General features: G+C 66.2%; 21 protein-coding genes and 1 tRNA gene. 7 read left to right on the forward strand and 15 right to left on the reverse strand.

Annotated elements, in window-relative coordinates:
* Positions 1–20: 20 nt before the first annotated feature.
* From clpX to ILT43_RS01285, 5 genes are all read right to left on the reverse strand, one after another.
* Entirely contained in the window at positions 21–1,289 is a 1,269-nt protein-coding gene (gene clpX / locus ILT43_RS01265; protein ID WP_055843518.1) for an ATP-dependent Clp protease ATP-binding subunit ClpX, read from the reverse strand.
* A gap of 130 nt (positions 1,290–1,419) precedes the next feature.
* A complete protein-coding gene (locus ILT43_RS01270; protein WP_055843520.1) occupies positions 1,420–2,109 on the reverse strand; it encodes an ATP-dependent Clp protease proteolytic subunit in 690 nt (229 codons plus the stop codon).
* 56 nt (positions 2,110–2,165) lie between these two features.
* On the reverse strand, positions 2,166–3,113 hold the full coding sequence (locus ILT43_RS01275; RefSeq protein ID WP_204193427.1) for a glycosyltransferase family 2 protein: 948 nt from the start codon (positions 3,111–3,113) through the stop codon (positions 2,166–2,168).
* 25 nt (positions 3,114–3,138) lie between these two features.
* Positions 3,139–4,791, reverse strand: a complete 1,653-nt coding sequence (tig, locus tag ILT43_RS01280) for a trigger factor (protein WP_204193429.1) — start codon at positions 4,789–4,791, stop codon at positions 3,139–3,141.
* Positions 4,792–4,859: 68 nt separating this feature from the next.
* Positions 4,860–4,944, reverse strand: a tRNA-Leu gene (locus ILT43_RS01285).
* A 152-nt stretch (positions 4,945–5,096) separates the two neighbouring features.
* On the opposite strand from ILT43_RS01285, the gene ILT43_RS01290 reads away from it, so the two are divergent.
* Positions 5,097–5,258, forward strand: a complete 162-nt coding sequence (locus ILT43_RS01290; protein ID WP_204193430.1) for a hypothetical protein — start codon at positions 5,097–5,099, stop codon at positions 5,256–5,258.
* Between the two features lies 1 nt (position 5,259).
* A complete protein-coding gene (locus ILT43_RS01295; protein WP_204193431.1) occupies positions 5,260–5,502 on the forward strand; it encodes a hypothetical protein in 243 nt (80 codons plus the stop codon).
* A gap of 18 nt (positions 5,503–5,520) precedes the next feature.
* Here ILT43_RS01295 and ILT43_RS01300 read toward each other — a convergent pair whose 3' ends face one another.
* From ILT43_RS01300 to gatC, 7 genes are all read right to left on the reverse strand, one after another.
* On the reverse strand, positions 5,521–6,117 hold the full coding sequence (locus ILT43_RS01300) for a hypothetical protein (RefSeq protein WP_204193433.1): 597 nt from the start codon (positions 6,115–6,117) through the stop codon (positions 5,521–5,523).
* Between the two features lie 14 nt (positions 6,118–6,131).
* Positions 6,132–7,313, reverse strand: coding sequence for a M48 family metallopeptidase (locus ILT43_RS01305; protein WP_204193439.1), 1,182 nt, complete (start codon positions 7,311–7,313; stop codon positions 6,132–6,134).
* Between the two features lies 1 nt (position 7,314).
* Complete coding sequence (locus tag ILT43_RS01310; protein WP_204193440.1) at positions 7,315–8,076, reverse strand: hypothetical protein; 762 nt, start codon at positions 8,074–8,076, stop codon at positions 7,315–7,317.
* An 81-nt stretch (positions 8,077–8,157) separates the two neighbouring features.
* Positions 8,158–9,630 (reverse strand): Asp-tRNA(Asn)/Glu-tRNA(Gln) amidotransferase subunit GatB, encoded by a 1,473-nt coding sequence (gene gatB / locus ILT43_RS01315; protein WP_204193442.1) that lies wholly within the window; start codon positions 9,628–9,630, stop codon positions 8,158–8,160.
* On the reverse strand, positions 9,627–10,043 hold the full coding sequence (locus ILT43_RS01320; RefSeq protein ID WP_204193444.1) for a hypothetical protein: 417 nt from the start codon (positions 10,041–10,043) through the stop codon (positions 9,627–9,629). Before ILT43_RS01320 ends, gatB begins: the two co-directional genes overlap by 4 nt.
* On the reverse strand, positions 10,037–11,521 hold the full coding sequence (gatA, locus tag ILT43_RS01325) for an Asp-tRNA(Asn)/Glu-tRNA(Gln) amidotransferase subunit GatA (RefSeq protein WP_204193445.1): 1,485 nt from the start codon (positions 11,519–11,521) through the stop codon (positions 10,037–10,039). The genes ILT43_RS01320 and gatA overlap by 7 nt, the downstream gene beginning before the upstream one ends.
* Complete coding sequence (gene gatC, locus ILT43_RS01330) at positions 11,521–11,808, reverse strand: Asp-tRNA(Asn)/Glu-tRNA(Gln) amidotransferase subunit GatC (RefSeq protein WP_120581787.1); 288 nt, start codon at positions 11,806–11,808, stop codon at positions 11,521–11,523. Before gatC ends, gatA begins: the two co-directional genes overlap by 1 nt.
* Positions 11,809–11,904: 96 nt before the next feature.
* On the opposite strand from gatC, the gene ILT43_RS01335 reads away from it, so the two are divergent.
* The 5 genes from ILT43_RS01335 to ILT43_RS01355 all read left to right on the forward strand — a co-directional run bounded on the left by ILT43_RS01335 (position 11,905) and on the right by ILT43_RS01355 (position 16,467).
* Positions 11,905–13,014, forward strand: coding sequence for a DUF3089 domain-containing protein (locus ILT43_RS01335; RefSeq protein WP_204193447.1), 1,110 nt, complete (start codon positions 11,905–11,907; stop codon positions 13,012–13,014).
* Positions 13,011–13,475, forward strand: coding sequence for a Holliday junction resolvase RuvX (gene ruvX / locus ILT43_RS01340; RefSeq protein WP_204193448.1), 465 nt, complete (start codon positions 13,011–13,013; stop codon positions 13,473–13,475). The genes ILT43_RS01335 and ruvX overlap by 4 nt, the downstream gene beginning before the upstream one ends.
* A 96-nt stretch (positions 13,476–13,571) precedes the next feature.
* On the forward strand, positions 13,572–14,204 hold the full coding sequence (locus ILT43_RS01345) for a PEPxxWA-CTERM sorting domain-containing protein (RefSeq protein ID WP_204193450.1): 633 nt from the start codon (positions 13,572–13,574) through the stop codon (positions 14,202–14,204).
* Positions 14,205–14,266: 62 nt separating this feature from the next.
* Positions 14,267–15,250: an aspartate carbamoyltransferase catalytic subunit gene (locus tag ILT43_RS01350; protein WP_204193452.1), complete on the forward strand. Its 984-nt coding sequence runs from the start codon at positions 14,267–14,269 to the stop codon at positions 15,248–15,250.
* Positions 15,250–16,467: a dihydroorotase gene (locus tag ILT43_RS01355; protein WP_204193458.1), complete on the forward strand. Its 1,218-nt coding sequence runs from the start codon at positions 15,250–15,252 to the stop codon at positions 16,465–16,467. Before ILT43_RS01350 ends, ILT43_RS01355 begins: the two co-directional genes overlap by 1 nt.
* On the opposite strand, the gene ILT43_RS01360 is transcribed toward ILT43_RS01355, so the two are convergent.
* From ILT43_RS01360 to ILT43_RS01370, 3 genes are all read right to left on the reverse strand, one after another.
* On the reverse strand, positions 16,468–17,862 hold the full coding sequence (locus tag ILT43_RS01360; protein ID WP_204193460.1) for an MATE family efflux transporter: 1,395 nt from the start codon (positions 17,860–17,862) through the stop codon (positions 16,468–16,470).
* A gap of 365 nt (positions 17,863–18,227) precedes the next feature.
* Positions 18,228–20,930 carry a valine--tRNA ligase gene (locus ILT43_RS01365; protein WP_204193466.1) on the reverse strand — a complete coding sequence of 901 codons (2,703 nt, stop codon included), beginning with the start codon at positions 20,928–20,930 and terminating at the stop codon, positions 18,228–18,230.
* Between the two features lie 53 nt (positions 20,931–20,983).
* A complete protein-coding gene (locus ILT43_RS01370; protein ID WP_204193467.1) occupies positions 20,984–23,035 on the reverse strand; it encodes a S9 family peptidase in 2,052 nt (683 codons plus the stop codon).
* Positions 23,036–23,051 lie beyond the last annotated feature (16 nt).

The raw sequence follows: 23,051 nt of genomic DNA on the forward strand, positions 1-23,051 counted from the left end.
CCCACTCCATCGGCTGACGCTTACGCCGCCGCGCCGTCCTTCTGCTTCTTCTCGGCGTAGACGCGGATGGGTTCCTTGCGGCCCTCCACCACGTCCTTGTCGATCATCACCTCGTCGACACCGTCCATACCGGGCAGGTCGAACATCGTGTCGAGCAGGATCGCCTCCAGGATTGACCGCAGGCCGCGGGCGCCCGTCTTGCGCTCGATGCCCTTCTTGGCGACCGACACCAACGCGTCGTCGGTGAAGCCGAGATCGACCTGCTCCATCTCGAACAGCTTCTGGTACTGCTTGACCAGTGCGTTCTTCGGCTCCTTCAGGATCTTCACCAGCGCGCTGACATCGAGATCCTCGAGCGTGGCGATCACCGGCAGACGACCGACGAACTCGGGGATCAGACCGAACTTCAGCAGATCCTCCGGCTCGGTCGAGCGCAGCACATCGCCGGTGCGGCGCTCCTCCGGGCTGGCGACATAGGCGCCGAAGCCGATCGACTTGCCCTGAAGACGATCGCCGATGATCTTCTCCAGCCCGCTGAACGCGCCGCCGCAGATGAACAGGATGTTCGTCGTGTCGACCTGCAGGAATTCCTGCTGCGGATGCTTGCGGCCACCCTGCGGCGGGACGCTGGCGGTGGTACCCTCCATCAGCTTCAGCAGGGCCTGCTGAACGCCCTCGCCCGACACGTCGCGGGTGATCGACGGGTTCTCGGCCTTGCGGCTGATCTTGTCGATCTCGTCGATGTAGACGATGCCGCGCTGCGCCCGCTCGACGTTGTAGTCGCTCGCCTGCAACAGCTTCAGGATGATGTTCTCGACATCCTCACCGACATAGCCGGCCTCGGTCAGCGTCGTGGCGTCGGCCATCGTGAACGGCACGTCGAGGATGCGGGCCAATGTCTGCGCCAGCAGCGTCTTGCCGCAACCGGTCGGCCCGACGAGCAGGATGTTCGACTTGGCGAGTTCGACGTCCGCACCCTTCGCGCCGTGGTTCAGGCGCTTATAGTGGTTATGAACCGCCACGGAGAGCACGCGCTTGGCCTGCTTCTGGCCGATCACATAATCGTCCAGGACGTTGCAGATCTCCTGCGGGGTCGGCACGCCGCCGTCCTTCTTGGACACCAGCGCCGACTTCGTCTCCTCGCGGATGATGTCGTTGCAAAGCTCCACGCACTCGTCGCAGATGAAGACGGTGGGACCCGCGATCAGCTTGCGCACCTCGTGCTGCGACTTGCCGCAGAACGAGCAGTAGAGGGTGCTCTTGGAGTCGCCACCGCTCAGCTTCGTCATTCAAACCTTCCTTGGGACGAGTTTCCCCGTCCTATATGGGCCGGACATCGTAGCCCGGCCAGTGCGCAAACCACAACGGCCAAAACACGGTAGCGGCGGGTCGTTAACATCGTCCCGCCGCTGCGCGGGGTCAGGCCGCCGCGGCCATGTCCTCCGAAGGCATCGGCCGCTTGTCGAAGACCTCGTCGATCAGGCCGAACGCCTTGGCTTCCTCGGTCGACATGAACTTGTCACGATCCATCGCCCGCTCGATCTCCTCCAGCGGCTTGCCGGTGTACTTGGCGTACAGCGTATTGAGGTCATGACGCATACGAAGAATCTCGCGCGCCTGGATCTCGATGTCCGCGGCCATGCCCTGCGCACCGCCCGACGGCTGGTGGATCATGATGCGGGCATTGGTCAGTGCCACGCGCATACCCGGCTCACCGGCCGCCAGCAGGAAGCTGCCCATCGACGCCGCCTGGCCGACGCAGACCGTGCCGACCCGCGGCCGGATATACTGCATCGTGTCGTGGATCGCCATGCCCGCCGTGACGACGCCGCCCGGCGAGTTGATGTACATGAAGATGTCCTTCTTCGGGTTCTCGGACTCGAGGAAGAGCAGCTGTGCGGTGATGAGGCTGGCCATGCCGTCCTCGACACCACCCGTCACGAAGATGATCCGCTCGCGCAGCAGACGCGAGAAGATGTCGAAGGAACGCTCGCCGCGGTTCGACTGTTCGATCACGATGGGGACCAGACCCGCCTGGGTCTGATGCAGGCCGAGGCCGGCGCTCATCAGCGGGCTCGCGAAATCGCCGGTCTCGAACGGATTATGCATGGGATACTCTCTGATGCCCTGAAGAACACGCTATGTCGCGCGCCCTGTCGGCGAGTTCAAGCCCCGCCGGGCGGTGCCGGCTGCGCGAGATAGAACAGTCGCCGGACTTCGCGCCGCCCACGCACCACCGTATCGAGGATCAGGCCGGCGAACAGGCACAAGGCGGCGACGATCCCCAGCCCGGTGACGAGGATCGCCGTCGGGAAGCGCGGCACCAGCCCGGTCGCGGCATAGGTCAGCGCGAGCGGCACCGCCAAAGCGAATGCGATCAGCGCCAGAAGGCCGCCGAGCGTGCCGAAATAGAGCACCGGCCGTTCGATCCTATACAGCGTCAGGATCGTCGACAGGATGCGCCAGCCATCACCGTAGGTGCTGAGCTTCGACGCCGAACCTTCGGGACGCGCATAATAAGGCGTCTCGACCTCGGCGCAGGGCATCCGCAGTTCCAGCGCGTGGACGCTGATTTCCGTCTCGATCTCGAACCCCGCCGACAGCGCCGGGAAGCTCTTCACGAACCGGCGCGAGAAGACGCGGTAGCCGGACAGGATGTCGGTGAAGCTGCGCCCGAACAGCCGTGCGAGCATGCCGGTCAGCAGCGCGTTGCCGAAGCGGTGGCCGCGCCGGTAGGATTCCTGCACCTGGCTGACACGGCTGCCGACGATCATGTCGAGCTGTTCGGCGAGCAGGCGATCGACCAGCGCCGGGGCGGAGGCGGCGTCGTAGGTCGCATCGCCATCCGCCATCACATACACATCGGCGTCGACATCGGCGAACATCCGCCGGACGACCGCGCCCTTGCCCTGGATACGCTCCCGCCGGACGACGGCGCCGGCCCCGCGCGCAAGTTCGACGGTCCGGTCGGTGCTATTGTTGTCGTAGACGTAGATCGCCGCGCCGGGGAGTGCGGCGCGGAAGCCTGCGATCGTCTGGACGATCGCCGCTTCCTCGTTGAAGCAGGGGAGCAGGACGGCGACGCGCACGCCCGGAGTGATGGGCGCGGTCATCCGCCCTGCCCTCTGCTTCGGCCGATCACTCGGCGGTTTCGGCCTTCGGCTTCTTCGCGCGCGGCTTCTTCGCCGGGGCCGCATCGGCTGCCTCGGTGCCTTCGGCGTTCTCGGCCGCTTCCGGTGCCGACTCGGTCACGGCCGTCTCGGCCTCGACCGGAGCAGCCGCCTTCTTCTTCGCCGCAGCCTTCTTCGCAGGCTTGGGAGCCTCCTCGGACGCCTCGGCGGCCGGAGCCTCCTCCGTCGCGGCCTCGGGTTCCGCCTTCTTCTTGGCGGCCTTCTTCTTCGGCTTGTGGTCATGATCGTGATCGTGGTCATGATCATGCACGTGCGTGCCCGTCGCGAAGCCGTCTTCGCTCTCGATCGCCGCTTCCAGTTCCTCGCGCGTCGACTCTCGGTCGGTCACGTCCGCCTTCTCGAACAGGAAGTCGACGACCTTGTCCTCGTACAGCGGCGCGCGCAGCTGGGCGGCCGCCATCGGCTCCTGCTGGACGTACTGGATGAACTTCTGGCGCTCCTCCGGGCCGTACTGCTGCGCCGCCTGCATGATCAGGCGCTGCATTTCCTGCTGCGTCACCTCGATGCCGTTCGCCTGACCGATTTCCGACAGCAACAGCCCCAGGCGCACGCGACGCTCGGCGATCTTGCGGTAATCGTCGCGATCATTCTCCATCTCGGCCATCGCCGCGGCGGGATCGGCCTCGTGAGTCGCCTCATGCTCCAGCTGCTGCCAGATCTGCGCGAACTCGGCCTCGACCATCGACGGCGGCACCGGGAAGTCGTGACCCTCGGCCAGCTGGTCGAGCAACTTGCGCTTCATGTGCGTGCGCGTCAGGCCATTATGCTCCTGCTCGATCTGCCCCTTCAGCAGGCCGCGCAGTTGCTCCAGGCTCTCGAGCCCGAGCGAGGTCGCCATCTCGTCGTCGATCTTGCTCTCGGCGGCGGTCTTCACCGACTTGACGACGATGTCGAACGTCGCGGGCTTGCCAGCGAGTTCCTTGGCGCCGTAATCCTCCGGGAAGGTCACGGCCAGCTGGCGCTCCTCGCCCGTCTTCGCGCCGACGAGCTGGTCCTCGAAGCCCGGGATCAGGCGACCCGCGCCGATCTCGACGCCCATGTCGGTGCCGGTGCCACCCTCGAACGCGACGCCGTCCTCGGTCTTGCCGACGAAATCGACCGTGACGAGATCGCCATGCTCCGCCGCCTTGTCACCGGCATCGTCCCAGCGCTTCTGCTGGTCGGCGAACTTCTTCAACTGCTCGTCGACCGCTTCGTCGGCGACAGGGATCGTCAGCCGTTCCAGCTTCAGACCGTCGATGGCGGGAGCGGGCACGTCCGGCAGGACCTCCAGCTCGACCTTCAACTCGACATCCTTGCCGGGCGCGTAATCGTCGCCGAGCGCGACGGTCGGCTGCATGGCCGGACGCAGCGCCTTTTCGGCGAGGAGGCTCTGCACGCCTTCCTGTACGGCGGCGTTCAGCGCGTCCTGCGTCAGCGCCTCACCGTGCATCTTGCGCACTAGGTTGACGGGCACCTTGCCGGGACGGAAGCCGGGCATACGGACCTGCGGCGCGACGCGCTTGACCTCGGCATCGACCTTCGCGTCGATATCCTTGGCGGTGATGGTCAGCGTGTAGGCGCGCTTCAGGCCCTCGTTCAACGTCTCGACAGTCTGCATCTTCGGCCTTTGATCTTGAGGATCGAATGAATTTCGTAGGCTTCCCGCCCCTGCGCGCAGGGCGGGACTGGTGCGGGCGAAGGGACTCGAACCCCCACATCTTGCGATGGCAGGACCTAAACCTGCTGCGTCTACCAGTTCCGCCACGCCCGCAATCTTGGACCCGCCGTTGGGTATCCCCTGCGCAGTGCTACTTCGCAGCGTTCCCCTTGGGCGCGCGTCTATACCAGTGCGGCGCTTGGGAGCAAGCGGCACACGCAACCCACGGCGATCCCGAGACGTTAATTCGGTCCAAGGAGAGCAGAATGGCGACCCAGCCCCCACAAGAAGCCCCCGTCCCCTCGCCGCAGCCGGTGCAGCCGGATGGCCCACCGCCGGAGATCACGACACCCGGACCCGATATCGACCAGCCGTCGCCCGGCACGCCCGCGGGCGATCCCGGCACCGCCCAGCCGGCGGAGATCTGAGATGACCGACGCACGTGGCGAAGGCCGCCCCGAAGATCACCCGGGCACCGACCCGAACACCCCGCCGGAGCGCCGCGACGACGATGCACGCAGCGATATCGAGCAGGCGGTCGAGTCCCGATCGGATGCCGTGGAACGCGGCGAAGGTGGCCCGGAGCCGGAAACCCTCACCTCCGCCGGCGAGTTTTCCGGCGTGAGCGGTGACGGCGGTGTCGTCAAGAATCAGGACCTCACCCAGCAATAAATGTTCGGCGGAGGGCGCTCACCGGGTGCCCTCCGCCAGCCACGCGGTCGCCACCAGCCGCCTGAACGCAGCGAGATCGCGGTCGAAATAGAAGATCGCTGGCGCTTCGTACGACATCATGAACAACTTTCGGCCGATGATCGCCGCCACTGCCTCGCCGCGTCGTTCGACGTCCTCGCCCGGCCTTGTACAGGTATAGGTGAACCGCACCGCCTTGCTGCCCGCCAGCAGCGTCGGCTGGACCGTGTCGATCGTCATCAAAGACGTGCCGAGCGCGATGCGATAGCTGTTCTCCAACAGCATCGGGATGTCGGTCAGCAACATGCGCGACGAGTAGCGCGGCAAAGGCCGGTGCTTGCGATCGACCTTGCGAAACAGCGTTTTGCCCGTCTCGATCGCACCATAGAAGGTCAGGTCGTTGAGGGTTGCGCCATCCAGCGTCCAGGTTTCCGACCGCCGCCCCGGTCGCGCGCCCATCCGGTTCCATTCGCGATCGGGCATTACGGTCAGCGCAGACCGGGCCACCGACGCCGCCACACCCTGCTTGACCAAAGTATTGCCGGCGATCGCCGGGGCGACCGCGAGCAGGATGGCGGTCGTGGCGGATGCGATCACACGCCCGGCCATGTTCACGAGAGCAACGCCGCCATCATTGCCGCGTCCGTCGCCGCTGGCTTCAGCGTCAGATAGCGGCGAAGTTCCGCCCTGCCTGTCTCCGCGTCCACCTCTCGCCCGCGGCGGAGCAGAGTCAGTCCCAGCCCGCGATGCGCCTCGGCATGATCGGGTGCGAGGATGATCGCCTCCCGGTAGAAATCGGCAGCGGCGATCAGGTCGCGCGGATTACCACGCATGCGGTAGAGTTCGCCGCGGGCGAACAGCAAATCCTGCGTCCAGCCGTCGCGCCCCAGTTGCGCGAGCAGATACTCCGTCCCGCCGAAGTCGTTGAGCTTCAGCTGATCCTCCAGCCACGCTTCACGCCAGCGCGCGAGGGCGGCGGTCCATGCGGCATGCTCATCGTCGCCGCCACCCGGCGCGCTGGCGGCTGCGGCGTGGAACGTGCGGGCACGCTCCAGCGTGGCCGGATGCGTGTCGAAGTACGATACCCGATCGAAGCGCGTACTGCGCCGGTGCCTGCCGAGCGCGGTCGCGTCGGCCTCGTCCATCAGCCGCTCCCAGAACGCGCCGACGGAATGGCCGTCGTAATGGCTGGCCTGCATGTAGCGGGATGACAGCATGTCGGACTCGGTTTCCTGCTCGCGCCCGAAGGCATAGATCGAGGTTTGCGCCGAGAAAGCGACGGTTGGCCCGTAACGTCCGCCTGCGAGGCCCGCCCATGCGGCGATGTCGGTGGCGGTTCGCGCCTTGCGAAAATGATTGAGTTGATGCCGCCGTTCGAAATGGGCGAATTCATGGCCCAGCACGCCCGCCAGTTCGGCCTCGTTCTGCATGCGCAGGAGGATACCGCTCCAGATCTGGAGCGTGCCGTTCGCCATCATCGACGCGTTCACATCCGCCACGCGGAGGATGTAGATGCGGATGCCGCGACACCGATCCTCCCCTACCGTGCGGCACAGCACGCGCTGCAGATAGGCGTTGAGCGCGGGGTCGCCGATCAGCGCGGGCGAGTCGCGCAACGATCGCTCCGCTTCATCCGCCATCATCCACGCGCCGCGCTCGTCCACGGTTTGCGGCTGATAGGCACCGGCATAGGGCGGCAGCGGCACCGCTGCGGGCGTTTCGCCCGCCGCGCTCGACAGGCCGAACAGGACGACGAGCGTCGTGGCGAGCGCGAGGCGCGTGGCGACCCGCATATCAGCGCGTCGCCACGCGGGATTCGGCGTTGGCAGCGGCGTCGAGGGACCGTCCCGGAAAGTCCTCCAGCAGCTGCATCATGCGCTTGCTGGCGCCGGCGGGATCGCGCACGTCGCCACCCATCCGCATGTCCGCGTTCAACCATACGAGATCGCCGGTCCTCAGATCGACGAGCCCGGCCTGCCCCTTGTGCGATCCGGACACGATCGGCACCCGCGCCACCGCGGCAACGAACTGGAAGATCTTGCGGCCGGTCGAGCCATACTGGTCCTCCGTGCCGATGAAGAGCGCGTAGTCGCAGCCCGTATCCTTCGCGAGATCGGCCACCCCCGGCCCCAGCGTCCAGTCGAACTGCCCGGCGCGTTTCTTCGTCGGCAGGCGGTTACCGGCGAAGAACTGATATTCGACCACGGCGTCCGCCACGGTGGCGAACAGCGCCTGATAGGCCGCCAGTCGCGCGGCTGCCTTGCCGATCGCCTCGGGCGCAACCACCACGGTATTGCCCAGCGTCGTCTGAGCCGCCGCCAACGCCTTGCCGAGGTTTTCGCGCGCTTGCTCCGTCCAATCGGCGTTGGGCTCGAACATGGCACCGGTCGATTGCGCGCCGACGAGGATCCTCGGTCGAAACAACAGGATACGCGCGCTGCCGGGTTTCAGGACGAAACCCGGGCGAACGGCGGACTTCTCTTGCGCGGCCACCGGGCCGGCGAGGGTGAACAGCCCTGCGCAAGCGAAGAACACCGCAACGATCCGACCGAACATGCCGCTTGAGCCCCCTCAAGGCCCGCCTCCACGACGGGATGAGATCAGGCTACAGATCGCTCCGCTATATGCAAGCGAGTTTCACCCTTGATCGAGCATTGCTTTCAGGCGCTCGTTGACGACGCCCGGATTGGCTTTGCCCGCCATCGCCTTCATCGTCTGCCCGACGAAGAATCCGAACAGCTTGTCCTTGCCACCACGGTAATCGGCGACCTTGTCCGCATTGGCCGCTATGATCGCGGTGATCGCCGCATCGATTGCCCCCGTGTCGCTGGTCTGTTTCAGGCCACGATCCTCGACAACCTTGATGGCACCGTCACCGGTTTCGAGCATGATCTCGAACACCTGCTTGGCGAGGCTGTTCGACAGTGTACCGTCCGCGACCAGCGCCAGCAGTTCCGCCGCCTGTACCGGCGTGACCGGGCTGTCGGCGAAGCCGCGGCCGGTGCGGTTGAGCGCGCCGAACAGCTCGGACGTGGTCCAGTTCGCTGCCTGCGGAGCCGCCGCCCCCGCCTCCAGCAGCGCATCGAACCAGCGTGCGCTCTCGACCTCGGCCGTCAACACGGTGGCGTTGTACGGGGTGATCCCCGCCGCCTCGTACCGGCGGCGCTTGGCATCCGGCAGTTCCGGCAGCGATGCCCGGCACGCCTCGAGAAACGCGTCGTCCAGAACCAGCGGCAGCAGGTCGGGGTCGGGGAAGTAGCGGTAATCGTGCGCGTCTTCCTTCGAGCGCATCGACCGCGTCACGCCCTTGTCGGGGTCGAACAGTCGCGTTTCCTGTACGATGCGACCCCCGGATTCGAGCACATCGACCTGACGGTTCGCCTCGTGCTCGATCGCGGCCATGACGAAGCGGACGGAATTGACGTTCTTCGTTTCGGTGCGGGTGCCCAGCGGCTCGCCCGCCTTGCGAACGCTGACGTTCACGTCGGCGCGCATCGATCCTTCTTCCATATTGCCGTCGCACGATCCGACATAGCGCAGGATCGACCGTAACTTCCGCAGGTAAGCCCCCGCTTCGGCAGGCGAAGCCATGTCGGGACGGCTGACGATCTCCATCAGTGCGACGCCCGATCGGTTGAGGTCGACATAGGAGCGCGTGGGATGCTGGTCGTGCATCAGCTTGCCCGCATCCTGCTCGACATGGATGCGCTCCACCCCGATCCGCTTGCCGCTGGCATCCGGGTTCTTCTCGTCCAGCGATATGTCGATCGCGCCTTCACCAACCAACGGGTGGTAGAGTTGGCTGATCTGATAGCCCTGCGGCAGATCGGCGTAGAAATAGTTCTTCCGGTCGAACCGCGACCATGTGTTGATCTGCGCGTCGATCGCCATGCCGGTGCGGACCGCCTGACGGATGCACTCGGCGTTCGGCACCGGCAGCATGCCCGGCATCGCGGCATCGACCAGCGACACCTGCGTGTTCGGCTCGGCGCCGAAAGTGGTGGACGAGCCCGAGAACAACTTGGCGTTGGAGGTGACCTGCGCGTGCACCTCGAGGCCGATCACGACCTCCCACTCGCCCGTCGCGCCCTGGATACGATAGTCGCTCATGTCCGGTTCCGATGATGAATATAGTTGATGGCGGTGAGCACCGCATTGCTGCCGAGCAGCGCGACGATCCAGCAGCCGCTGAGGATACGCAGGATCGCCGGTTGAAAGCCGAGCTCATAGGCTTCGTGGTGGGCGATCACCGCCGCCCCCGCCGCGAAGCCCAGAAACAGGACGCCGAGCCGATACTCGCCGCGCAGGATGACGCTGTTGCCGACGCATAGCCCCAGAATGAAGACCGCCAGCGCCAGGAAGAACCGCGCGAGGACATGCTGGTCGAACGGATGGTTGTCGATCTCGGACAACGACACGCCGACATATGCGCTCAGGATCGCACCGAAGGCGACGTTCAGCGCGTTCTGCGCTTCCCGCAGCACCTCGACATTGTGCGCGACGAAGGCTCGCGAAGTTACCACCAAGCCTCCGGACGTGCCAAAAACCCCGCCCGCTCCTCAATCGCCAAACCGGCGTTCAGGACGCCCTGCTCGTCGAGCGGCTTGCCGATGATCTGGAGCCCGAGCGGCAGCCCGTCCTTGTCGAGGCCACCCGGCACGCTCATCGCCGGCAGCCCCGCCAGCGACGACGGGACGGTGAACACGTCGTTCAAGTACATCGCGATCGGGTCCGACGACTTCTCGCCCAGCGCGAACGCCGCGGAGGGCGCGGTCGGGGTGAGCAGGACGTCGCACACCTCCCACGCCTTTTCGAAGTCGCGAGCGATGAGCGCGCGGACCTTCTGCGCCTGCGTGTAATAGGCGTCGTAGAAGCCGGCCGACAGCACATAGGTGCCGATCAGGATGCGCCGCTTCACCTCGTCCCCGAAACCGTCCGCGCGCGTAGCGGCGTACATGTCCTGAAGGTTGGCACCGTCCGGCAGATCGCGCAGGCCGTAGCGGACGCCATCATAGCGGGCGAGGTTCGACGACGCCTCCGCGGGGGCGATGATGTAATAAGCGGGCAGCGCGTACTTGGTATGCGGCAGCGAGACCTCGACGATCTCCGCACCGGCATCGCGCAGCCAGTCGATGCCCTGCTGCCACAGTGCTTCGATTTCCGACGGCATGCCGTCGACCCGGTAGTCCTTCGGCACGCCGACGCGCTTGCCCTTCAGGTCGGGCGAGAGGTGCGCCTCCCAGCGGGGAACCTCAAGTTGCAGCGACGTCGCGTCCTTCGCATCAAAACCCGACATCGCCTCCAGCATGATCGCGCAGTCGGTAACGTCGCGTGCCATCGGCCCCGCCTGATCGAGCGACGATGCGAAGGCGATCGTGCCCCAGCGCGAGCAGCGCCCATAGGTGGGCTTGATGCCGCTGATGCCGACGAACGCCGCCGGCTGACGGATCGAGCCACCCGTGTCGGTGCCGGTCGCACCCGGACACAGCCGCGCCGCGACCGCCGAGGACGAGCCGCCCGACGATCCGCCGGGTGCGAGGGGAGCGTTGCCCCCGTCCTTGCGCCGCCAAGGGGAAATGACGTTCCCGAAATAGCTCGTCTCGTTCGACGAACCCATCGCGAACTGGTCCATGTTGAGCTTGCCGAGCATCCCCGCGCCCGCATCCCATAGGTTCTGCGACACGGTCGATTCGTAGGGCGGGACGAATCCTTCGAGGATGTGGCTGGCCGCGGTCGTCTGGACGCCGGCGGTGCAGAACAGGTCCTTCATGCCGATCGGCACGCCGGCGAGGGGCTTCGGTGCATCGCCGGCAGCCCGCGCGGCGTCGGCGGCGCGGGCGGCGGTCAGCGCATGATCGGGCGTCTCGACGAGGAATGCGTTCAGCGCCTTCGCGCCGACGACACGGGCGTTGAACGCCTCCGCAACCTCGACCGCAGCGAAGCTGCCGTCGCGGACTCCGTCGCGCAGGTCGGCAATGCCCAGATCCGTCAAGTCGGCCATTATTCGATCACCTTCGGAACCGCGAAGAAGCCGTGTTCGGCCTGCGGTGCGTTCTTCATCAGGTCGTCGCGGATACCACCCGCGGTCACGACATCGTCGCGCAGCCTGAGCGTGTTCGGGATGACGGCCGTCATCGGCTCGACGCCCGACGTATCAACCTCTCCCAATTGTTCGATCCAGTGGAGGATGTTGTCCAGTTCCGGGGCGACGCGGGCGGCGTCCTCCTCGGTGATCGCGATGCGGGCGAGGCTCGCGATCTTTCTTACGGTGGCGGTATCGACTGACATGGCCGTGCGGCTAGCATCGCGCGTCGCCGCCGCGCAATGCAATTTGCACTGCCGCGCCCGCTGGGGCACGGGCGGGCACGAAGAGTGGAGTAGTCGGTGGCGCGCAAGTTCCTGTACGTGATGGTGGTGTTGATCGTGCTCGTGATCGCGGGGGCGTTCGCCTATCGCTTTTACGGCAACGACCTGATCCGCTGGACGCTGGTGCCGGGCGAGGCGTTCCGCGCACAGCCGAGCGTCGCAAGCCGCGCCTATGACGACAAGGCGATGTGGCTCGCCCGGCCCGACTTGCCGGGCAACCCGGCACTGTGGATGCCGGCCGGGTATAGCCCGCGCGCCAAGGCCGGCGGTGCGGCGGTGTTCTTCATCCACCCGACCTCCTATGTCAGCCGGGATCATTGGAACGCGCCGGTCACCGATCCGGAGACCAACGACCGCGCCGCGCTGTTCATCCGCGGGCAGGCGAGCGCCTTCAACGAGGTCGGCGAAGTGTGGGCTCCCCGCTATCGGCAGGCCACTTTCGGCGCGTTCCTGACCAGCGCCGCGGATGCCGAGCGCGCTTTGCGACTGGCGTATGGCGATGTCGATGCCGCGTTCGACAGCTTCCTGCGACAGATCGCGCCCGATCGGCCGATCATCCTTGCCGGCCATAGTCAGGGCGCACTGCACCTGACGCATCTACTGCGCGACAGGGTGGCGAAGGATGCAAGTCTGCGCCGGCGGATCGTTGCTGCGTACGTCGTCGGCTGGCCGGTGTCGCGCGCGACCGACCTGCCGGCGATGGGCCTGCCCGAATGTCGGACGCCGGATCAGCCGGGCTGCACTCTGTCGTGGCTGACCTTCGCGGAGCCCGCCGACCCGTCGCTGATTACCGACACCTACGATCGCACGCGCGGTTTCGACGGGCAGAGCCGACAAAACACGCAAATGGTCTGCACCAATCCGCTGGTCGGACGGCCCGACATCCCGGCCCCTGCCAGCGCCAATCTAGGTACGCTCTATCCCGCCAAGGATCTTGCGACCGCCGAAATCGTAGCGGGCAAGGTGCCGGCGCGGTGCCAGGGTCGCGGGTTCCTGCTGATCGGCGAAGGGCCGGACGTAGGACCGTACGTGCTGCCGGGTAACAATTATCACGTTTACGACTACAGTTTGTTCTGGGCGAACGTCCGCGCCGATGCAGCCCGCCGGATGGCGGCATTCATACGATGATTACGACGCAACCCGCCGCATTTCTGGAGGTGCTGCCGACCGGCGGCCGGTTGATGGGGCTCGATGTCGGCATGAAGACGATCGGCACCGCGCTGTGCGACGCCGGCTGGACCTTTGCCAGCCCTGCGACGCTCGTACGCCGGACGAAGTTCACCAAGGACAAGGTGCAATTGCTGGAGCTGGCCAAGGCGCAGGGTGTGCGCGGCCTCGTCATCGGGTTGCCGCTCAACCTCGACGGCACAGAAAGCCCGCGCAGCCAGTCGTCTCGTTCGTTCGCCCGTCTGGTCGAGGACATGGGGCCGGTGCTGCTCTGGGACGAACGTTGGTCCACGGTCGCGGTGGAGCGTGCGATGATCGAACAGGATATGAGCCGCGCCAAGCGGGCCGAGCGGATCGACAACCTTGCTGCCGCCTACATACTGCAAGGTGCGATAGACGCCCTGACAATTAATCAAACCTAAAGCGAAACTGATCGTTTCGGATATGAAAGCAAGCTTCGTTAACGATATGGGTTAGCCTCCAGAGGCGGGCTCGTGTCCGCTCACCAGGAGAAGACCATGAAACCCGTTTTCGCGATCTTGTCGGCCGCCATCGCGCTGGGCTCCGCCCCCGCATCCGCCACCACCGTCGTCGATGCCACCAACGACTTCCTCGCCAGCTACACCGGACCGCGCCTTGCGGATCTGGACGTCACGAGCTTTTCCGTCAGCTACGACGCCGGTAGCGCCCAGTTCCTGCTGGGGGCGACGATGGCCGGAACGATCGTCGCCGGATCTCCGGGTATCTACGTCATCGGCGTGAACACGGGCACCGGCACGATCCGCCCGTTCGCGTCGATCGGCCAGCGCAACGTCATCTTCAATCAGGCGATCGTCATCAACAAGGATGGCACGGGACGGCTCGGCGCCGCAACACTGGATTCCGCCGACATTTCGATCGTGGGCAATAGCTTCACGGCGCGCATCGACGCTGCGTTGCTGCCGTCGACCGGATTTGCGTTCGATCGCTACGGTTTCAATCTGTGGCCGCGCGTCGGCTTTGCCGGGAATAGCGACATCAGCGATTTCGCGCCGGACAATGCCCTACTTTCCGCTGTGCCGGAGCCGGCGAGCTGGGCGCTGATGATCGGCGGGATCGGCGTGACCGGTGCCGGCTTGCGTCGCCGTCGGCAGATCGCCACTATCGCCTGACCCTCGCACGCCGGGAGCGGCGGCTTGCCCGTCGCTCCCGGCTTCGCTACCCGCGGGCGTCGATGGAACGTTCAGACCACCGCCCCGCCACGATGATCCAGGGGGGCGCAGTCTTTCCGCATCGCCACCTGACTGGGATCGACGGCCTCCAGCCGCATGAGATCGCCTTCCTGCTCGACGAGGCGGAAAACTGGGTCGAGGCTAACCGGACCCACGCGAAAAGCGCGGCGCCGCTCGCCGGCCTGACGCAGATCAACGCCTTCTTCGAGAACAGCACGCGCACGCTGCTGAGTTTCGAGATCGCCGGGAAGCGACTGGGTGCGGACGTCGTGAACATGCACGCTGCGCAGTCCAGCGTGAAGAAGGGCGAGACGTTGATCGACACAGCGCAGACGCTGAACGCGATGCGTGCCGACGTGATCGTCATCCGCCACATGAGTTCGGGCGCGGTGAAGATGATCGCCGACAAGGTGGACTGCGCGGTCCTGAACGCCGGTGACGGCCGGCACGAGCATCCGACCCAGGCGCTGCTCGACGCACTGACGATCCGGCGGCGGCGCGGCACGATCGCCAACCAGCGCGTGGTGATCTGCGGCGACGTGCTGCACAGCCGCGTCGCGCGTTCGAACATCCTGAGCCTGACTGCTCTCGCCGCGGAGGTCCGCGTCTGCGCGCCCTCGACACTGATGCCGAAGGCGATCGAGCGGATGGGGGTGACTGCCTTCACCGATTTCGATGCGGCGCTGGAGGGGGCGGACGTGGTGATGATGCTGCGATTGCAGAACGAGCGGATGGACGGGGCGCTGGTCCCCTCCCCCCGCGAATACCGACTGCGCTATGGGTTGACCGAGCAACGGCTGGCGCGGGCGGTGCCGGGGGCAATGGTGATGCATCCAGGACCGATGAACCGCGGCGTCGAGATCGACTCGGCGGTCGCGGACGGGCCGCAGTCGGCAATCACCGAACAAGTGGCGATGGGCGTCGCGGTGCGCATGGCGTGCCTCGACGTGCTGACGCGTCGGGCGCGCGGGGTGGAGGCCTGGTGATGCTGGCATTGACGAATGCACGGCTGGTCCTGCCGGACGGCGTCACGACGGGTGGGCTGCTGGTCCGTGACGGCATGATCGCGGCGGTTGGCGTCGTGGAGGTACCGGAGGGCGCGGAGGTCGTCGACTGCGGCGGTGCGCTGCTCGCGCCGGGTATCGTCGATCTCGGCGTGTTCAAGGTCGACCGGGAGGCGTGCCGGCGCGGCGGGATCGTGCGGGTCGGGCTGATGCCGGATCAATCGCCGGTGCTGGACGATCCCGGCATCGTGCAGCGCGCGGCCTTGGTGGGGAAGCCCGACCTTTGGATCCACCCGATCGTTGCCGCGACACGCGAATTGAAGGGGCGCGATCTCGCTGAGATGGCGATCTGTGCCGAAGCAGGGGCGAAGGCGGTGGGGACCGGTCGCGGCTGGATTGCCGACTCGGCGGTCATGGCGCGGGTGCTGGCTTATGCCGCAGGGCTGGACATGGCGGTGGTGACGCATGCGGAGGACGGTGCGCTGACCCAGCATGCGGTTGCGACCGAGGGCGAGACGGCGACCCGGTTGGGGCTGGCGGCCGCACCGGCAGTCGCCGAAGCGCTGGCCGTGGCACGCGACCTGATGCTGGCGGAGGAGGCGGGGGCGCGGCTGCATATCCGCCAGGTGACGACGGCGGCGGCGCTCGATCTGGTGCGGGCGGCCAAGCGGCGTGGCGTTGCGGTGACTTGCGGCATCACGCCCGCACATCTGCACCTGTCGGCGATGGCGGTCAGTGATTTCAGGACCTTCGCGCATCTTTCGCCGCCTTTACGGGAGGAGGCTGATCGGCAGGCATGCCTTGCCGCGGTGGCGGACGGGACGATCGACGTGCTGTCGTCCGGCCACGACCCGCATGGGCCGGAAGCGAAGCGCCTGCCCTTTGCCGACTCGGCGGCGGGCATGGCCGGGGCGGAGACGCTGCTGCCGCTCGCGTTGATGCTGGTGCGGGACGGGCTGGTATCGATGGAGCGGCTGTTCGCGATGCTGGCGACAAACCCGGCGAGCGTGCTGGGGGTCGACAGCGGGACGTTGGCGGTCGGTCAACCGGCCGACCTGCTGCTGCTCGATCCACGAACCGCTTGGAGGATCGATGGCGAAGCCTTTGCTTCGGCTGGAAATACTCCGTTCCACGGACTTCCGGTCGAGGGGCGCGCAGTAACCCTGTGGAAGGGCGGGCGCGAGGTCATCGCGCGGTAGCTACTCCGCCGGTTGAGCGACCGGCGGCGCCTCCGCGGGCAACAACCGACCGCGCCTCCACGGACCGTAGATATAGTAGAGCATCGCGCCGATCAGCGTGACGGTCGATCCGATGGGGAAGCTCCACCAGAGGGCGTCCGCCCCCAGGGCCGGCCGTGCGAGCAGCGCGATGCCGAGCCGCACGGGGAACATCGCGACGAACAGGATGATCAGCGGCCCCCAGACCGCCCCATTCGCGCGGACGGTGCCGAACAGGACCATCGTCGCGCCGAACAGGATGAAGCTCCAGCTTGCGATCTGCGCGATGTGCTGGCCGATCGGGATCGACGGGCTGTCGGCGGCGAGGAACAGGCCAAGCGTCGTGCGGTCGAACCACATGACTGCGCCGACCAGCACACCCGTCATCGCCAGATTGCAGATCAGGCCGGCGCGCGTGATCTGCGACACCCGGTCCCATCGGTTCGCGCCGATGTTCTGCGCCGCCATCGCGCTGACCGCCGCGCCGATCGCGAGCGCGGGCATCTGCACGTAACCCCAGAGTTGCAGCGTGATGCCATAGGCGGCGGTGGTCGCCACGCCCTCCCGGTTGACGAGGCCCACCATCGCCAGCCCGGCGACGGAGATTACCAACATCTGCGCACCGATCGGCAGGCCCTTGGCCAAGATCAGGCGGACCAGAGCGGGATCGGGCTTGATGAATGCGCGGTCTGCGCCGGAGAGGCGGATCGGCAGCTTGCGCCAGCTCATATAGCCGACCAGTCCGGCGATCGCGATGCCGTTGGCGATCAGCGTCGCCGTGGCGGAGCCGGCGATGCCCATCCGCGGGAACGAACCGACCCCGAGGATCAGCAGCGGGTTGAGGCCCGCGTCAAAGATCACCGCGAGGATCATGAACCACAAGGGCGTCATCGAGTCGCCCGTGCCGCGCAGGCCCATCATCGCCAGCACCAGCATCATCGAAGCCGGCAGCCCTAGGAAGATCACGCGCAGATAGGATTCGGCCAGCGGCAGCGCCGGCCCGGGCGTGGCGAGCGCGACGAGGATCGGGTGGGCGAAGGCGAAACCCAGCGCCGCCACCACGATCGACGATGCCAGCACCAGTCCGATGGCGGACCCGAAGGCACGCCGCGCCTCCATGACGTCACCCCGCCCCCACGCCTGCCCGACGAGGATCGTCGCGGCCATGCCGAACCCAAACACCGCACCGAACATCAGGAACATGATGATGTTGGCGTTGGACGTCGCGGCGAGCGCGTCCTCCCCCAAAAAGCGGCCCACCCAGATCGCGTTGATCGACCCGTTCAGCGACTGGAGGATGTTCGATCCCAGCGTTGGTAAAGCGAACGCGATCAACGTCGTAGCGATCGGGCCGGTCGTGAGGTCGTTCCGTGCCATAGATCGGTGTGCTCGCGGAAGGTTAGGCTAAGGTTAGTCCTATGCGGCTCGTTTGCGCAGGTCGCATCGGTCTCGGTGCTCAGGGTGCGAGCGACCCGGACGATGGCAGATGCGGAGGGTGTAGGACAGGGATTCTCGCAGCCAATGTCTCGATGAGGTCCGAACTATCCCGGCAAAGGACGGGGTCCAATGTCGGCGACTGCGGTGAGTTTCACTTTCCGGGCGGCACCTGGACGCCGGCCTTCGCCGGGGTGGGTTACTGGGCGAGCAGCTACCATAAAGCAGGCGGGAGACCAGTGGCCGCGAGCACGCCCGTTTTTTTCAAACTGGGCTCCCGGCTTCGCGGGAGCACTGAACCTGGCGTTTTAGCCCAACCGTCCCAACGCCGCCTGCAAGCGCGTGGCTTCGGCCTGCTTGTCGGCATGATCGGCTCGCGCTTTTTCTACGGCCTCGGGCTTGGCGCGTTCGATGAAGCTGGCGTTCGACAGCCGGCCGTTCAGCGCATCGCGCTCCTTCTCCGCGGCGGCGATCGCCTTCGTCAGGCGGGTGCGTTCAGCGTCGAGGTCGATGACACCTTCCAGCGGCAGGATGAAGGTCGCTTCCTCGACCACAACCTGTGCCGCACCACCCCCGCCCTGCCCTTCGGCGAGATCGACTCTGGCCATGCGCGCGAGCACTGGACGCTGGCGTTCCAGCCTGGTCAGAGTTTGTTCCGACGCATCGCGAACGTGCAGCGGTAGGCGTGCGCCCGGTGGCACATTGAGTTCGGTGCGGGCGGCGCGGATGTCGCCGACGAGGTGGATCAGCCAGTCGATCTCCTGCTCCGCCTCCGGATGCAGCGCGCGCGCGTCCGGCATCGGCCAGCGCCCGACGATCAGGTCGTGATCGCGTGGTGCCAGGCCATGCCATAGCTCTTCGGTGATGAAGGGCATGAACGGGTGGAGAAGGACCAGGATTTGGTCGAGAACCCAACCGGCTACGGCCTTGGTCTCATCATCGATGTTCGTTTTGATGAGTTCCAGATACCAGTCGCAGAAGCGGCTCCAGACGAACTGGTAGATCGCATTGGCCGCGGCATCGAAGCGCAATTCGGCAAGGGCGAGGTCGACCGCCTGCACCGTGGCGACGCATTCCGCGACGATCCACTGGTTGACGGCGTGGGTGGCGGTGGGAGGTTCGAGCGTGGTCGATCCGCCGATGCCGTTCGCCTGCGCGAACCGGCACGCGTTCCAGAGCTTGGTCGCGAAGTTGCGGTAACCCTCGACCCGCTTCTCATCCATCTTAATGTCGCGGCCCTGGCTTTCCATCGCCGCCATGAAGAAGCGCAGCGCGTCCGCGCCATAGGTGTCGATCAGGCCGAGCGGATCGACGGTGTTACCTTTGGACTTCGACATCTTCGCGCCGTCGGCCGCGCGGACGAGGCCGTGCAAATACAGGGTCTTGAAGGGAACATCTCCCATGAAGTGAATGCCCTGCATCATCATCCTGGCATCCCAGAAGAACAGGATGTCGAATCCGGAGATGAGCACGTCATTAGGGTAGCGGCCATTCAAACTCTCGCCGGGCGCCGTCGACGCACCCCCACCCGATGTGCCGCTCTGGGCCTGTCCTTCGACTTCGCTCAGGACGAACGGCGGGTGGCCATTGGATTGTTCGGGCCAACCCAGTGTCGCAAACGGCCAGAGTGCGGACGAGAACCACGTATCCAACACGTCGGGATCGCGGACCAGGGGCACGCCCTCGCCCGCCTCGGCCTGCGCTTCGGCCTCCGTCTCAGCGACGAAGATGCGGCCGTCCTCCGCAAACCACGCCGGGATGCGGTGGCCCCACCAGAGCTGCCGCGAGACGCACCACGGCTGGATGTTCTCCATCCAGTTGAAGAAGGTCTTCTCCCACGTCTTCGGCACCAGCTTGATCGCGCCGGTCCGGACCGCCTCGATCGCGGGCTGCGCCAGCGTCTTGGCGTCGACATACCATTGGTCGGTCAGCCAAGGCTCGATCACGACGCCGGAGCGGTCGCCATACGGGGTCTGGATGACGCGATCCTCGACCCGCTCCAGCGCGCCGGCCTGCTCCAGCATCTCGACCACGCGTTTGCGGGCGTCGAAGCGATCGAGGCCGATCAACTCGTCGGGAACGCCGCCACACTGGACAATACGGGCCTGCGCATCGAGCATGTTGAGCATGTCGCGCGCCTCGATCCCGGCGCGACGTCCGACCTCGAAGTCATTGAAATCATGGCCTGGCGTGATCTTGACCGCGCCCGAACCCAATTCGGGATCGGCGTGCTCGTCGGCGACGACCGGGATCAGGCGGCCGGTGATCGGCAGGCGCACCTGACGGCCGATCAGCACAGTATACCGTTCGTCGGACGGGTTCACCGCGACCGCCATATCGGCGAGCATCGTTTCCGGGCGCGTCGTCGCGACGGAGATCGTGCCGCTGCCGTCCGCGAGCGGATAGGTCAGATGCCAGAACTTGCCCTGGATCTCGCGCGTCTCGACCTCGAGATCGCTGATCGCGGTGCCGAGGCCCGCGTCCCAGTTCACCAGCCGCTTGTCGCGATACAGCAGCCCCTGTTTGTGAAGATCGACGAACACCTTCAGAACGGCGGCGGAGAAGCCCTCGTCCATCGTGAACCGCTCGTTCGCCCAGTCCATCGAGCAGCCGAGACGGCGCAACTGCTGCGTGATCTGGCCGCCGGACTCCGCCTTCCAGTCCCACACGCGTGCGACGAACGCCTCGCGCGTCAGGTCGGTGCGCTTCTCGCCTTTGGCGGCCATCTGGCGTTCGACCACCATTTGCGTCGCGATGCCGGCATGGTCGGTGCCGACCACCCACAGCGCATCCTTGCCCTTCAGACGGGCATGGCGCGTCAGGATGTCCTGCAGCGTATTGTCGAGGGCGTGGCCGATATGGAGGCTGCCCGTGACGTTCGGCGGCGGGTTGACGATCGTCCACGGCTCCGCGCCCGGACGATCGGGGCGGAACAGGCCGTTCGCTTCCCAATGGGCGTACCAGCGCTGTTCGATGGCGGCGGGGTCGAAGATCTTGGGAAGTTCGGTCATGCAGGACCCTTAGCGGGGCTGCGCGCGGTTCGTCACCCCCCAGCCCGCCAGCATCATTTCGGACCGGTCCACTTCCCCATCCAGCCCAGCACCTCCCGATACCATTGACGCGAATTCTTCGGTTTCAGCACCCAGTGATTCTCGTTTGGGAAGACGAGCAGGCGTGAGGGAATGTCGCGCCGCTGGAGCGCAGTGAAGGCGGCCAGCCCCTGCGTGTAGGGGATGCGGAAATCCTTCTCGCTGGTAATAACGAGCTGCGGCGTCTTCCACGCGGCGACGTGGTTGACGGGGTTCCACTTTTCGAACGCGGCGGGGTCCTCGTAATAGGTCTTGCCGCCATGCTCCCACTCGTCGAACCAGAGCTCCTCGGTTTCGTAGGCCATCGCGCGGGCGTCGAAGACGCCGTCGTGCTGGACGATGCACTTGAAGCGATCGGGCCACTGGCCCTCGATCCAGTTCATCATGTAGCCGCCATAGGACGCCCCCAGCGCACAGGCATTGTCGTCGTCGAGCCAGCCGAACTTGGCGGTCGCGGCGGCGAGGCCCTTCTGAAGGTCCTCGAGCGGCCAGCCACCCCAATTGCCGCGGATCGCATCGGTGAAGGCTTGCCCGTATCCGGTGGAGCCGTGGAAATCGACTGCGACCAGGCCATAGCCGGCGCCCGCGAACACGGCGGGGTTCCAGCGGTACGACCAGCTATTGTTGCTCGATCCCTGCGGTCCGCCATGGACCATGTAGGCGACCGGTACCTTCCCCGTCGCGCCGACCGGTTTGACGGCATAGCCGTACACGGTGTCGTTGTTCGCGCCGGTGAAGCTGAAGCGGCTCACGGTCGGCATGTCGATGCCGGCGAGCTTATCGACGTTCACGCCCGTCAAGCGCTGCGCCTGCTTCGGCTTTGAGATCATGTAATAATCGTCGGGTGCGACGAGGCTGTTCATCGCCACCACCGCACCCTTCGGTACGACGGCCACAGCAGAGACATGGCCTTCGCCGGTCAGCCGCTGGACCTTGCCCGTCTTTGCATCGACGCGGAACAGGGGCGTCTCCTGCACGTCGTCGGCGGTGACGTAGAGCGACCGGCTGTCGGGCGCCCATGCGATCGACGCCACGGAACGGTCCCACGCCTCCGTCACCGCCCGCACCTGACCGGAGGCGAGGTCGCGGATCATCAGCACCTGACGGTCGGCTTCGTAGGTGGGGCGCTTCATCGCGAAATAGGCCAGGCTGCGGCTATCGGGCGATACGGTCGGCAGATTGTCCATGCCGTCATTGTCGGCGGTGAGGTTCGTCGGCGCGGCGGAGCCATCGGCGGGGGCGGAGAAGATGTCGAGATTGGTCGAGGTCGACTCGATCCGGCCCGCTTCGCGCAGGGCGAAGTATACGGTGCGACTGTCGGGGCTCCACGCCAATTCCTCCCCGCCGCCATAGGGCTTCGACGGCGTGTCGCCGACCAGCGCGCCCTCGATCACGACGCCGTCTCCGGTCGCGCCGTTGGCGGTCAGCGGCAGGACGAAGAGCTGCGAGCGGGTGCCGTCCGCCCAGGTGTCCCAGTGGCGGACGAACAGCTGGTCGTACGTGCGGCCGGAGCCGGCATCCGCGGCCTTCTTGACCATCGCCGGGGTCAGGCTGGGCGCGCCGGGCAGGCGATCGGCCCAGATGAGCAGCTTCGATGCATCGGGTGACACCTTGAAGCCGCTGAAGCTGCCCTGAAATGCGGTGAGCTTGCGCGCCTCGCCACCCGTCACCGGCATCGACCAGACTGCGCCGTCGCCGCCATCCTTGTCGGAGGTGAAGTAGACGGTGTCGCCGACGATCTGCGGGTCGTTCTCGTTGACGGCCGGTTCCGCCGCCAGCTTTTCGGGCTTCGCGCCGCGCTTCGTCAGGTTGAGCCGCCAGAGGTCGTAGGTGCCGCGATCGTTGGCGAGGTCGGTTTCGCGTTGCGCCCAGACGAGCCAATGGCCGTCTTTCGACGCGGTGGGCGTACCGATGCGGCTGAGCATCGTCACGTCGTCGATCGTCAACTGGCGAGCGGCTGCGGGCGAGATAACGGCGGGAGATACGGTGACGGCGAGCGCGACGCTCGCGAGGAGGAAGTGCTTCATGGCGGCAAGATAAAGC

Origin of the sequence: Sphingomonas longa (genome assembly GCF_016892685.1) — a bacterium.
Taxonomy (GTDB): domain Bacteria; phylum Pseudomonadota; class Alphaproteobacteria; order Sphingomonadales; family Sphingomonadaceae; genus Sphingomonas; species Sphingomonas longa.